This is a genomic window from Vibrio sp. PID23_8 (assembly GCF_003584965.1).
GTDB lineage: Bacteria > Pseudomonadota > Gammaproteobacteria > Enterobacterales > Vibrionaceae > Vibrio.
The window spans coordinates 75,026-87,565 of record NZ_LIXE01000009.1 but is presented as its reverse complement, the minus strand read 5'-3'; the positions used below and the strand labels follow the sequence as shown (position 1 = coordinate 87,565).

Annotated in this window: 12 protein-coding genes; 1 reads left to right on the top strand and 11 read right to left on the bottom strand. The window is 47.2% G+C overall.

The features are described from left to right. Positions 1-349: 349 nt before the first annotated feature. The 9 genes from AK966_RS14955 to AK966_RS14915 all read right to left on the bottom strand — a co-directional run bounded on the left by AK966_RS14955 (position 350) and on the right by AK966_RS14915 (position 9,293). The gene (locus AK966_RS14955) at positions 350-1,039 is read right to left on the bottom strand and encodes a VPLPA-CTERM sorting domain-containing protein (protein WP_119464455.1); all 690 of its coding nucleotides are present in this window, start codon (positions 1,037-1,039) and stop codon (positions 350-352) included. 228 nt (positions 1,040-1,267) lie between these two features. Further along, positions 1,268-2,395 carry an acyl-CoA dehydrogenase family protein gene (locus AK966_RS14950; protein WP_119464454.1) on the bottom strand — a complete coding sequence of 376 codons (1,128 nt, stop codon included), beginning with the start codon at positions 2,393-2,395 and terminating at the stop codon, positions 1,268-1,270. Positions 2,396-2,406: 11 nt separating this feature from the next. Beyond that, the gene (locus AK966_RS14945) at positions 2,407-3,615 is read right to left on the bottom strand and encodes an acyl-CoA dehydrogenase family protein (protein WP_099079397.1); all 1,209 of its coding nucleotides are present in this window, start codon (positions 3,613-3,615) and stop codon (positions 2,407-2,409) included. 16 nt (positions 3,616-3,631) lie between these two features. Continuing rightward, positions 3,632-4,798: an acyl-CoA dehydrogenase family protein gene (locus tag AK966_RS14940; RefSeq protein WP_119464453.1), complete on the bottom strand. Its 1,167-nt coding sequence runs from the start codon at positions 4,796-4,798 to the stop codon at positions 3,632-3,634. An 8-nt stretch (positions 4,799-4,806) separates the two neighbouring features. Next, positions 4,807-5,982 (bottom strand): lipid-transfer protein, encoded by a 1,176-nt coding sequence (locus AK966_RS14935; RefSeq protein ID WP_099079399.1) that lies wholly within the window; start codon positions 5,980-5,982, stop codon positions 4,807-4,809. A 12-nt stretch (positions 5,983-5,994) separates the two neighbouring features. Further along, positions 5,995-6,417, bottom strand: coding sequence for a MaoC family dehydratase (locus tag AK966_RS14930; RefSeq protein ID WP_119464452.1), 423 nt, complete (start codon positions 6,415-6,417; stop codon positions 5,995-5,997). After that, positions 6,398-7,507, bottom strand: coding sequence for an acyl-CoA dehydrogenase family protein (locus AK966_RS14925; RefSeq protein ID WP_099079401.1), 1,110 nt, complete (start codon positions 7,505-7,507; stop codon positions 6,398-6,400). Before AK966_RS14925 ends, AK966_RS14930 begins: the two co-directional genes overlap by 20 nt. Then, the gene (locus AK966_RS14920) at positions 7,504-8,478 is read right to left on the bottom strand and encodes an OB-fold domain-containing protein (RefSeq protein ID WP_182852700.1); all 975 of its coding nucleotides are present in this window, start codon (positions 8,476-8,478) and stop codon (positions 7,504-7,506) included. The genes AK966_RS14925 and AK966_RS14920 overlap by 4 nt, the downstream gene beginning before the upstream one ends. Positions 8,479-8,528: 50 nt before the next feature. After that, positions 8,529-9,293: an SDR family oxidoreductase gene (locus tag AK966_RS14915; protein ID WP_099079402.1), complete on the bottom strand. Its 765-nt coding sequence runs from the start codon at positions 9,291-9,293 to the stop codon at positions 8,529-8,531. A gap of 147 nt (positions 9,294-9,440) precedes the next feature. Here AK966_RS14915 and AK966_RS14910 point away from each other — a divergent pair, with 147 nt between their 5' ends. Continuing rightward, on the top strand, positions 9,441-10,217 hold the full coding sequence (locus tag AK966_RS14910) for an enoyl-CoA hydratase (protein WP_119464451.1): 777 nt from the start codon (positions 9,441-9,443) through the stop codon (positions 10,215-10,217). Positions 10,218-10,334: 117 nt separating this feature from the next. Here the strand turns inward: AK966_RS14910 and AK966_RS14905 are convergent, their stop codons facing one another. Both AK966_RS14905 and AK966_RS14900 read right to left on the bottom strand, forming a co-directional pair. Further along, positions 10,335-11,498: a helix-turn-helix transcriptional regulator gene (locus AK966_RS14905; protein WP_099079404.1), complete on the bottom strand. Its 1,164-nt coding sequence runs from the start codon at positions 11,496-11,498 to the stop codon at positions 10,335-10,337. A gap of 75 nt (positions 11,499-11,573) precedes the next feature. Beyond that, on the bottom strand, positions 11,574-12,533 hold the full coding sequence (locus AK966_RS14900; RefSeq protein WP_119464450.1) for an electron transfer flavoprotein subunit alpha/FixB family protein: 960 nt from the start codon (positions 12,531-12,533) through the stop codon (positions 11,574-11,576). Positions 12,534-12,540: the final 7 nt, after the last annotated feature.

Sequence of the window (12,540 nt, the reverse complement as noted above, 5' to 3'; positions counted from 1 at the left end):
TCGACCGATTAAGCACAGGATATTTCATCAAAATGCAACTTAGCATGCTTATTTTTTGTGACTATTCACTCAAAAATCGCTCATCACTTCACCACAAATAATGACAATTATATTATCTTTCATTGCGTTATATCCAAATAACCAAGCAACATTCTGATTATCAAATAAGGTGTCAACCATCGTCTATCGTTAAATTAGATGGGAACATAAATCAGGAGCCCTTAGGCATAGCCAGCACGTAAGCCTGACTCTAGCCACGTTGATCATTAGGTTCGTTAAATAATTAGAGCCACTGCGTAATACGCTATGTGGCTCGGATATTTTACCTGTTCAGAACAAAATCGAATATTCAGCTCACTTTCCTACGACGAATCATGCCTAGGCCTAAAAGCCCCGCCGCCAACAAAAGGGTTGAAGCTGGTTCAGGAATGCTTCTTGGCGTACCTCTTCGGCTACCGTATGACTTATCACTCCCTGTACACTCTTCGATGCCATCCGGCAGCGTCGCATCACCGGTACAGAGTTGCTGTGAACGAACGCCGGCTAGACCAAAGTCAGACAGCTCTAGTCCAAAATCCAATGTCGTCCACGTAAAAGTTTGGATTTGATCAAATCCTTGCGCGCCAAGTCTAAATACGAGCTCCCACTCATCATCTGGCGTTTCCAAACTAGGATTTAAACCGTTTAAATTACATCCTTGACCACAATCATTTGAGGTGGTATCTGTCGCCCAAAGCGCTACCTCATCTGCAGGGTCAATATTTGTCAAACCAATGTCCGCAGCCGTCGTCCCGGGCATCGTATGATCGCCAAAATCAATAAATAAACCCAGCCCTTCAGCATCCCAAGGGTCTACGGTAAACTTATAGTTAAATAAATCGTTTGCCTGATCGTGTTCGACGGTAAACACATAACTTCCAGATTCACCTTGATTCGTCGTCCAATTATTATAAACAATCCCAGCTTGCGCTGGACTAATGAAAGCGATACCAAGATAAAGGAAGATTGCTGATTTAACACTCATAGTTTTAACACTCATTGCTTTAACCTCGTAAAGATGTATTGCAAGGATAAAGGAGCAAAGTTCACGCCAAAATTAAAAGTGCTAGTAAGACAACAAATTAGCGAAGCGCTCTTAGTAAGTCAGCCCTGAAGTGTAAAAAATATTGACAGTGTAGTTATTAAATAAAAATCCTCGTAAGCGGATGCGTCACGAGGATTCGGTTTAGAAAGCAAAAAATTTAGACCGTTATATGCTTATAATCAATTACTCTTCCAACAAGGCTTGATAACGGCTCTGATGGTAGTCTGAATCTCCGAGATGCATTTGGGCCACACGAATTCGCTTTAGATACAATCCCACATCCAACTCGTCTGTCACGCCCATTCCGCCGTGCATTTGAACCGCCTCTTTGCTTATAAGATCCGCCATCTGGTTCATTTTCCATTTCGCTAAACTCACCGCTTTCGCACGTTGCTGTTCGTCAACTGAACTATCAATGACAGAAAACGCGTTCATCAAGGTGCTTTTGGCCAGTTCAAGTTCGACATAACACGCAGCAGCGCGGTGCTGAAGCGCTTGGAAACTGCCAATCGGTTGATCAAATTGCTTACGCGTTTTCAGATACTCTAATGTCATCGTAAACAGCGCCTCACTCGCACCAAACAACTCTGCAGCCAAACATGAAGCCGCGACATCCTGCGAGAACGCTAACGCTTCTCGAACTTCCTGCGCGCTACCAAGCATGGCCTCTTCCGATACCACTACCTGCTCGAAACTGACCATCGCCATATTACGAGCATCGACCAGCTTCATCGATTTCTGCGTCACACCAACGCTGCTAGCGGGAACAAACACTAAACGAAGTTGGCTGTTCAGCTTCGCCACCACGAGGTAGGCATCTGCTCCTAGTCCATCGGTAACAAGCACTTTCTGGCCAGAAAGCACATAGCCATTATCATTCGCTGTCAGTGTGGTAGTCACCGTATTCGGATCATAAATGTGGCTCTCTTCATGAGCCAATGCCACGCGAAGTTCACCGCTAATAATCCCCGTAAGCCACTGATCTTTCTGCGATTCATTACTTAGCGTTTCGATTAATGAACCGCACAATACCACTGATGAGAGTAAAGGCGATGCCGATAGATTGTGACCAATTTGAGTAAATACCGCGCCCATTCCTTTATAACCGAAAGCGAGACCGCCAAACTCTTCAGCGAATGGTATGGCAGTCCATCCCATTTCGGCCATACTCTTCCAAAGCTCGCTATCGAACGCTTGGTCTGTATTGTTGTCACGCAGTGTGCGCTGAGCAGATACCGGGCTGATCTCACCTAAAAGTCCTTCGGCACTTTCCAGTAACATCAGCTCATCTTGTGAATAAATTAGACTCATTGATGTACCCCTTATTGTGTCTTTTCTACTTTGCTCGCATCCGGCAAATTCAATACGCGTTTGGCAATCACGTTCAATTGAATTTCGGAAGAGCCGCCTGCGATGGTTTGAGTAAAGCTGTTTAACCAAGCTCGAGTGACACCCAGTTCCTGCTCTGAGAACGCATCATCCTGCCAACCCAGCCCACGATAGCCCATGACGTCAAGTAACAGTTCAAACTTGATTTTTTCTTGCTCAGTGTGCACGAGCTTCATGATCGACATTGTGCCACTCACGTCTAAGCCCGAACGCGCTTCTTCTGTCATGCGCTGAACCGTAAGCGCATAGGCTTGTTCTTCCATGTCGGCTGCGGTGATGCGTGCTTTCAGGCTTGCATTATTAGCAACCGGCGAAGAAGACAAATACGCTTTACTCAGAGCTAAAAGGTCATAGTGCGTCGGCAAGCTAAACTCACCGAACTTCGACATCGCCGCACGTTCATGTTGAAGCAGTTGCTTAGCCAGTGACCAACCCAGATTTGGTTCACCAATGAGGTTGTTCTTCGGTACGCGCACCTCGTCGAAATGCACTTCGCAAAATGACGATTTGCCACTGATCAAATCAATCGGCGAAACCGTTACGCCTGGAGCGTGCATATCCATCAGTAATAACGAGATACCATGGTGTTTACTACCGGAATTGTCCGTTCGTACCAAAGCATACATCCAGTCACTTTTATTGCCGTAAGAGGTCCAGATTTTTGCCCCATTGACGATGTAATCATCACCATCTTCTTTTGCCGTCGTGCGAATATTCGCTAGATCGGAGCCTGCATTAGGTTCACTGAACCCTTGGCACCAACGCACTTCTCCACGAGTCATTGGGGTCAGAATACGTTGCTTTTGCGCTTCTGTACCGTATTTTAAAACCACGGGACCGAGCATCCAAATACCGAGGTTAATCTGCGCAGGTCGGCAGCCTAAGCGGCGAATTTCTTGTTCTAGAATATTTTCTTGGGTCGCATCTAAACCGCCACCGCCATATTCTTTAGGCCATCCCGGACAAAACCATCCCTTGTCGCGCATGCGCTCAAACCACAAACGCTGATCTTCCGTCTTGAACTCAATCTGGCTTCCGCCCCAAACCAGTTCGTCATCAGGAGTGGGCGTTCTTAACGAAACCGGACAGTTTTCTTCTAGCCATGCCCGAACTTCCTGTCGAAATAAATCTTTATCGCTCATCGATGTTCTCCTTGAATTATCGGGCTCGAGGCAATCCTAAGCCTAGCTGTGCGATCAATTCGCGCTGAATTTCGTTGGTACCACCACCGAACGTTACCGTAACAGAAGCGCGAACTTCATACTCTAACTCACCCTCAAGTAATGATGCCGCCGATCCCTGACGAACCATGCCATTCGCACCAGTTATCTCTTGTAGCTTGCGCAGTATCTCGATGACAGACTCTGAGCCGTATACTTTGGTCGTTGACGCTAAGGCCGCATCTAACGCCCCTGTTTCAAGCTCAGCCGCAATACGGAAATTGATCAAACGCATCGCTTCAAGACGGGCATAGCACTCAGCCAATGCTGTACGCACCCATGCTTTATCCATCGCTTTGTTGCCTTGCTCGTCCGGTGTTTTTGCCCACAAAAATACGCGGCGGAATAGACCAACGACTTTGTCGGACCATGAGCCAAGACCCAGTCTTTCATGGTTTAACTGAGCCGTCATTAGCTTCCAGCCACCGTTTAACTCACCAACCAACATCGATTTTGGTACTTCCACATTGTCATAATATGTCGAAGTAGTGGTGTTAGATGTCGTAGGAATTAGCGTGTGAGAAAAGCCTTCACTCTTGGTATCAACAATCATGATTGAGATACCTTTATGTCTTGGTAAATCAGGATCAGTGCGAGCCGCTAACCAAATATAATCCGCTTCATTTGCGCCTGATGTCCATAACTTGGTGCCGTTAACCACGAAGTGATCGTCTTTTTGACGCGCAACCGTCTGTAAGCTTGCCAAATCTGAACCCGCATTCGGCTCAGAGTAGCCAATCGCAAAATGGATATCACCGCGTGCAATACCGGGTAAAAACCTCTCTTTTTGCTCTTGCGTCCCAAAGGTCATCAACGCGGGACCAACGGTGCTGATAGTAACAAAAGGAAGCGGAGCGCCTGCGATATTGGCTTCTTCAAAAAAGAGCAACTGCTCCGTTGCGCTGTAACCTTGACCGCCATATTCTTTCGGCCAACCGACGGCTAACCAGCCATCTTTGCCCATCTGACGAATCACATCACGGTATTCCGTGCCGCTCTCTTTACCGCGTAATCGTGCTTTGAGCTCCGGCGTCATCAGTGCAGAGAAATAGTCCCGAATAGTACGGCGTAGCTCTTGTTGTTCTGGTGTTAAATCGACAAACATACTGCCTCCTACTCACTACCTAAAATCAGACCACTGGTTGGAACACCCGTACCTGCCGTCACGAGCACATTGTGTACATCATCAACCTGGTTGACTGCTGTGCCACGAACTTGCCTTACTGCTTCCGCAACGCCGTTCATGCCATGGATATATGCTTCGCCAATCTGGCCACCATGTGGGTTGATTGGGAGCTTGCCACCACGAGCATGATGACCCGCACGAATGAACTCTTTCGCTTGACCCTTAGGCACAAACCCAAACTCTTCTAATTGAGGCAGAACAAAAGGAGTGAAATGGTCATAAATGATCGCCGTTTGGAAATCTTCCGGTGTCAAGCCTGACTGGTTATAAAGCTCTTTTGCGACCACGCCCATTTCAGGCAAACCCGTGATATCTTCACGGTAATATGAAGTCATGCATTGCTGACCATCGGCAATGCCTTGAGCGCCCGCTTTGATGATGACTGGCTTAACTTGCAGTGTTTTTGCTACTTCAGTACGTGTGATAACCATCGCGACCGCGCCATCAGACTCTTGACAGCAATCAAACAAATGCAGGGGTTCGCAGATCCAACGCGATGCTTGGTGCTCTTCTAACGTGAGCGGTTTTTCATAGAAAAACGCATTTGGGTTAGTCGATGCGAAATCGCGTGCCGCCACCGCGACGCGACCGAAATCCTCAGACGTTGCACCGTATTCATGCATATAGCGCTGTGCAAACATACCAACCCATGCTGCTGGCGTATGGAAACCATGCGGAAGGTACCAGCCGTAGTTAACGTTCTCGAAGATTGGCGTTGATCCGAAACCATAGTCGCCACTACCAAAACGGTACCACGAACGTTCATTCATCGCGCGGTAAACCACGACCGTATTGGCAAGGCCCGAGGCAACGGCCATTGCGGCATGCATAACCGGTGCACAAGCAGCGCCGCCACCATGAGGGATTTGAGAGAAAAAGGTCACTTTCTCACACCCTAGCAAGCGTGCTAATTCGTATTCCGGCACTTTATCGACCGAGTAGCTGCAAAAGCCATCGACTTCGGAAGGAGAAATGCCCGCATCTTCCAAGGCAGCTAACGTCGCTTCCATGGCCAGACGCAGTTCTGTGCGACCTGAGTTTTTGGAAAACTCCGTTGCCCCTAACCCCACGATTGCGGCTTTGCCGCTGATTGACGAATCCATTCTTTTTCTCCCTTATGCCGGCAATGACATTAAAACAGTGCCACTCACGTGTGTACCCATGCTATTTTTGCCCGCGATGCTCACGACGACGTTATTTGCTTCTGAGTCGATGTGCGTCACTTCACCTTTGAATAGCATGGTGTCGCCTGGGTAGTTAGGCATGCCTAGCTTGATCTTAAGATCTTTCAAACGGGCCCCATTACCCGCCCACTCTTCAACGTAACGCTGAACCAATGCATTGGTGGTTAAGATATTCATAAAGATATGCGGGGTACCCGATGCCTGTGCTGCATCTTTGTCATGGTGACCCGGAAAGTAATCGCGTGTGGCAAGTGCACCGCCCGTAATCAAAGCAACAGTAATTGGGATCGATAGCTCTGGTAAGTTATCACCAACATTGATTTCACTGATTCTATTATTTTTCTTCGAGATCATATTTCCACCCGAGTGTGTTGTTATCTGCTAGCCAATCGCCTAAGCGTTCAAGGTTGTCACTGCTGCCTCCAAGAGCAAGGCAAATCGCACGGCTCCAATACAAGTACAAATACGTTGGAGAGCTAATGTCAACGCCAAAGCCGCCATGCACATGTTGAGTTTTATGACAAATGAAATGCCCCGCTTCACACGCTTGCCACGCCGTTGATAAGGCCTCCGGCTCACACGGCAAACCTTGATCTAATCGATAAACCAATTGCCAAAGCGTAGATCGCACGGCCTCTAGTGAAATTTGGCAGTCGGCTAATACCATCTGCACCGCTTGGAATGCACCAATTTGTCGTTCAAATTGGCGGCGCTCACTAACGTACTCAACCGTGCGTTTGATTTGCTGCTTACACAGACCAACCAACATGGCAGACTGAGCCGCAATCAAACGAGGATGAAGCCAAGATTCTGCATCGTCAGACAGCAAATAGTGTTGGTTTAGACGTACGCCTTCAAAGACAAGATCGGAAACCGATTCTCCTTGAGTTAGCGTGCCATCAATGCGCTGGATGTCGCTTAAGCTCAAGTCGATCAATACCAAGCGTTTTCGACCTTCAAGCTCAGCGGCAACCAACGTATATTGGCTATCACTCGCTTCAGGTACGGCATTAACGCGTCCAGAAAGGATTAATTCACTACCTTCAAATTGTGCCGATAGTGAAGCGTCATCGAAGTTGGCGATGGTTAACACATTTGCCCCTTCTGCAGCAGTGATTGCAATTGGCAGTAAGGATTCATTGCCAAACTGACTGATCACCGCCGCAGCAAGTTGATGGCGATATAACGGTACCATTGCGAGCGATTGCCCTTGAGCTTCAAGCACCACCATCATTTCGGTCATGTTTAGTCCACTTCCGCCCACGGTTTCTGGGATCAACAGCGAGTGTAAACCGGTCTCGATGCACGTATTCCATAACGTTTCCATGCGATTTTTACCTGAATCGGCAAACGTGCATAACTGCTCATCGGTACAATAATCACTAAAAACGGAGACGGCTAACTCTTCGATGGCGCGCTGGTCATCTGTAAGGGTAAAGTTCATTGCGCCTCCCTAATTTTAAACATCGGTAATGTCAACTCACCATCAAAGGTTTCAAAGCACACTTCTACTGGAGTTCCAATAGCCATCTTCTTCGGATCCATACCAACGAGACCCGCAGTAATACGAACCCCTTCTTCAAGTTCAATAAGACCGATTGGGTTTGGGTAATCGAAAGGTGGAATTTCTGGGTAGTGCATCACCACGTAGGAATAAAGCTCACCTTGGCCGCTTGCCACTTGATAGTCGAGCTCAAAAGATTGACAGTGAATACAAACCGGAGCCGGTGGGTGCTGCAATTTATTGCAACTTTTGCAATGCTGAATACGCAATTCATGAGCATCACAGCCTTCCCAGAAAAAGCGGTTGTCATCACTGATACCAGGCTTAGAGCGCTTGATCACAGGAATCGCTGAATCACTCTCTTGTTTTGCTTCCACGGGATGAGCAGGCTTAAATTTGAACACTCGGAAAAGCAACTCGCCCACTTTCTCATCGCCGTTTGGTCGTTCTGAGAAATAGGCCATCTTCAATGTGACAAAATAGCCCGTACCTAGCGCGGTTTGTTTCTCGTCACTGAGCGCTTCGAAACGAGTCGTGTAGTACAGCTTTTCGCCCATTTTTAAATAGCGATCAAAGCTTAGCTCCGAGTTAACCGCCACGACCGATGGGTAGCCGTTTTCTTCAAGCAAACTCAATACACCATATGGATTTTCGTCGGTAGAACCTGGTGGGTAATTATTTTGATACAGCCCCGATTCACACCAACTCTGTAGCATCGCCGGTGGCGCAACTATTCCCTCAAATTCGGTGCGAAGTGCGTACTCAGGATCCGTGTACAACGGATTATTCACCCCCATCACTTCACACCATTGCCTTACCATTGCTGGGTTCACTTCATCCCACGCGTAAATACGGCCGAACTCTTTGCCGACCATTTCGCGTAATGGGGTTAACCAGTTATTATCAGCCAATGTCTTTCTCCTACTATTCAAAACAACTGATTACTTAGTTGTTGATGTGTTTACGCTTCTGCCGCAGATAAGAAAGCGGGTTTTTCACCACCACCATGGAGCACTAAATTACAGCCACTCCCGTATAGGCAATGTTCAGATGCCAAAAATAAGCACGCACCACCAATGTCACTTGGTTGGGCCATGCGCCCTAAAGGAATAGTCCCACTCACTGCTTTAATACCGGCATCATCACCATAATGAAGGGTAGATTGCTCAGTCTCGACCAAGCCCGGGGTCACGGCGACAACGCGCACTTTAGGTGCCCACTCCACAGCCAGCGATTGAACTAAAGACAATACGCCCGCTTTTGCTGCACCATAGGCAGCTGTGCCTGGAGATGGTCTCAACGCACTCACACTGCTGATGAAAATGATCACCCCAGGACGAGATTGACTCTGCATCAGGGTGTTTGCTCGTTGAGCTACATTGAGGGGTGCGATTAAATTGAGTCGAATAATACTTTCGTGGAAGCGTGGCGATGCCTTGTCAGCCAGTGCAAACGGGCTGCCTCCGGCGTTATTGATTAGCACATCGAGTTGGCCATATTCAGCCTGAATAATCGAAAACAAGGTATCGACAGAGTCTAAATCGCGTACGTCAACAGGTAAGAAGCGGGCTTTCATTGCGCCACTACTTGGCAATGTTTCTGGCTCTGTGCGGCCACACACAATGACTGTCGCACCACTTTGCAGAAATGACTCCGCAATACCGAAACCAATACCCTTCGTACCTCCGGTGATCAACACCGTTTTACCTATATTTTCAAATTGCATAACGTCTCCATTTACCATCATTCCATCACAATGGAAGTGTCCTGATGTTATTTTCAATGCTTATGCCGACCAATTCGTCGTCTAAATGGACGATGAAAAAAAAACGTGAGCTATGGAGAATCGCCTTGAAAGAGAAAGGAGTTTCCGATGGACGAAAAACCGGTTTTATTGACTTATCCTAGCGAAGGGGTAGCGCAGCTAACGCTCAATCGCCCACAGGCGACAAACGCACTGAGCTTAGAGCTGCAGAAACAACTCGCTGATTACTTTGTGCAGTTGTCTGAAGACTCAAGCGTGCGCTGTATTGTACTCACTGGTGGTGAAAAGGTGTTTGCAGCCGGAGGCGATATCCACAGCATGGTCGATTGCAGTCCTATCGATATTTATAAGCGTCACACCGAACGTTTGTGGGCACCGATAGCCAACTGTCCCAAGCCAATCATCGCTGCAGTATGCGGCTATGCTTATGGCGGTGGTTGTGAGTTGATGATGCACGCCGACATCATCATCGCGGGGGAAAGCGCCTCATTTTGCCAGCCTGAGATCAACATCGGTATCATGCCTGGCATAGGCGGCACACAGCGCTTAGTCCGTGCGATTGGTAAAGCCAAAGCAATGCAGATGGCGCTGACTGGTAAACCGATCAACGCCCATGAAGCGTGGGTGGCTGGTTTAGTCAGTGAAGTCTGTGCAGACAACAACGTCCTTGAACATGCCAATTCAATGGCGAAAAGGGTCGCAAGAATGCCACCATTAGCCGCCGAGCAGATAAAAGAAGTGATCAATGCAGGGATGGATGCATCGCTGGATGCCGCGATGGCCATTGAGCGAAAGGCGAATGCGTTGTTGTTTGCTTCGTACGATCAAGAAGAAGGCATGAAAGCCTTTATTGAAAAACGCTACCCTAGCTTTAAAGGGGAATAAAGCAAACCCCAAGCCATGATTTCCCAAAAACATATCTTGGGAACGTCATGGCAATTATTAGGCTCATTTAATTAGCTTGAAGCGATGTAAGAACATGCTGCCACCGCATCAATAGGATCACATATGAGCTTCTGCATCCGTGCATGCAAGTGGCGCAACACTGTTAAGCAAAATACGGACAAGCTCCGTTTGGCGTCGAACGCCGGTCTTGGAAAAGATTGAACGCAGGTGTGCACGAGCAGTATTGCGGCGAATATTGAGCCTTTCTGCCGCTTCTTCTAAAGACAGTCCGTTGGCCAATTCGAGTGTCAGCGCCGTTTCAGCAGACGTTAAACCAAAAATTTTCTTAGCAACATGACTGCTTGCCTGAGACTTAGCTACAGAATCACGGATATAAACCACCGCTTTTCCATGCCCAGTACCATTTTGCCATGCAGGCGATGGGATCACTTCGACAACAACCCCAAGGTTAACCTCACCCGATGGGCGAGCCACAGACATAGCTTCAGGCAGTATCGGTCGATCCGACTCCCTAACCATCTTAAATGAATTATGGATCAGCTGCTTGAGCTCTCGATTATCATTCGGATAATGGGCCGTTAATTTTCCGCCCTGAACTTTCAGTCCATCTTCTTGCATCAACAATTCATTGGCAAAGACATTCTGCTCAAGAACACGGCCCGATTCATCGATTTGCACCGTGGCGATCGATAGACGGCTAATCGCTTCATTGTACATTGAGCCGAGTGAGTGGCTTCTGTCTAGCTGGTGATGAATATCAAGGGCACGTTTAAGGTGGGAGACAAGCATTTGACAAAGCGCTTTGTCTTCGGAGGAAAAGTTTTGGGCAGCTTCAGGTCTCGTGATACGCAGTTTCACCGTTCCGCCATCACTCGTTGCAATATCAACCGACATCACATGATAGACATCAATATTTGCACACCAATATTTACGATAAGTACTTTGGATCCACGCTTCTTCATCCATTAGATCATCAACCGTAAATACCGTATCTACTTGTTGATTATTAAATGGTGTGATGTGATAACGATAAGGAAGATACTGCACCTTTTTTTCTGCGCTAATACCGTTTCCAATCGCGATCATTAAGCCTAGATCTTCTTCCTCATTTTCGAACGTTGGTTTAAGAATCAAAGTAACATAATTTGCCTCAAAGCAATCGCGCAAAGCTTGTAATGGCTTATACCAATTGGATTTACTTTGAGAAAATTCATAAATACCTTCAATCAGTCCACTGTACTGTTTAAGATCAAAAGACATGTCCGCCAAAATACCCTCCGTTATACTACTTATTTAAGGGTAGGAACCCGCAGTAATCACTTACTGCGGATCGCACTATGACTGAGCAATAGATTCCGTAAGTTCAGGAACCACAGTGAACAAGTCACCTTCCAGGCCATAATCAGCAAACTGAAAAATAGGCGCATCAGGATCCTTATTAATGGCTACTATTACTTTAGAATCGCTCATCCCTGCAAGATGTTGAATCGCGCCAGAAATCCCTACAGCTATATATAGCTCAGGCGCCACAATTTTACCGGTTTGCCCTACTTGATAATCATTCGGTACATAACCTGCGTCTACTGCAGCTCGTGAAGCGCCTAGCGCCGCACCCAGTTTGTCAGCCAGTGGTTCTAGAAGAGCGCGGTAGTTTTGATCACTACCTAACCCTCTCCCCCCGGACACCACGACTGACGCAGTATTGAGATCTGGACGATCTGATTCAACCAATTCAATTTTAACAAACTGCGATAGACCCGTGTCTGCAGCAGCTTCAATGTTAACTAATTCAGCTTGACCTTCCATGGCTGCCTTTTCAAATGCAGTCGTTCTGACAGTTAAGATCTGAATTTTTTCTTTCGACTCAAGTGTTAACAATATGTTACTAGTGTATATGTGGCGTTGGTAGATGCCAATATTTTCTATACTAATAACATCCGAAACTTGAGCCGTATCAAGAAGTGCACTTACACGAGGGGATACATTTTTTCCAAACGTTGAGCTGGCGCTAATAATAGCGTCGTACTGCTCTGTTCGAGCCAACTCAACCACAAGCTCTGCCACGTTTTCAGCAACCAAGCCTGCATAATGAGCGGCATCGGCATGTAATACGCGGTCAACACCAGAGATTTTCTGACACGCTTGCGCGACTTCAGCACACTGCTCGCCCGCAACAAGAAGATCAATCTTTGCGTCGGTACTAAAGCTTGCTAGCTTTTGAGCGGCGCCAACGGCATTACACGTAGCACTGACAAGTTGATTATTAAGATGTTCTGCGACAACTAGAATTTTCATAATTTCC

What these genes read in the sequence shown, in the direction of transcription:
- AK966_RS14955 (WP_119464455.1), bottom strand. Translation starts at nt 1,039, where the DNA reads ATGAGTGTTAAAACTATGAGTGTTAAATCAGCAATCTTCCTTTATCTT.
- AK966_RS14905 (WP_099079404.1), bottom strand. Translation starts at nt 11,498, where the DNA reads ATGTCTTTTGATCTTAAACAGTACAGTGGACTGATTGAAGGTATTTAT.
- AK966_RS14915 (WP_099079402.1), bottom strand. Translation starts at nt 9,293, where the DNA reads ATGCAATTTGAAAATATAGGTAAAACGGTGTTGATCACCGGAGGTACG.
- AK966_RS14900 (WP_119464450.1), bottom strand. Translation starts at nt 12,533, where the DNA reads ATGAAAATTCTAGTTGTCGCAGAACATCTTAATAATCAACTTGTCAGT.
- AK966_RS14910 (WP_119464451.1), top strand. Translation starts at nt 9,441, where the DNA reads ATGGACGAAAAACCGGTTTTATTGACTTATCCTAGCGAAGGGGTAGCG.
- AK966_RS14945 (WP_099079397.1), bottom strand. Translation starts at nt 3,615, where the DNA reads ATGAGCGATAAAGATTTATTTCGACAGGAAGTTCGGGCATGGCTAGAA.
- AK966_RS14935 (WP_099079399.1), bottom strand. Translation starts at nt 5,982, where the DNA reads ATGGATTCGTCAATCAGCGGCAAAGCCGCAATCGTGGGGTTAGGGGCA.
- AK966_RS14925 (WP_099079401.1), bottom strand. Translation starts at nt 7,507, where the DNA reads ATGAACTTTACCCTTACAGATGACCAGCGCGCCATCGAAGAGTTAGCC.
- AK966_RS14940 (WP_119464453.1), bottom strand. Translation starts at nt 4,798, where the DNA reads ATGTTTGTCGATTTAACACCAGAACAACAAGAGCTACGCCGTACTATT.
- AK966_RS14930 (WP_119464452.1), bottom strand. Translation starts at nt 6,417, where the DNA reads ATGATCTCGAAGAAAAATAATAGAATCAGTGAAATCAATGTTGGTGAT.
- AK966_RS14950 (WP_119464454.1), bottom strand. Translation starts at nt 2,395, where the DNA reads ATGAGTCTAATTTATTCACAAGATGAGCTGATGTTACTGGAAAGTGCC.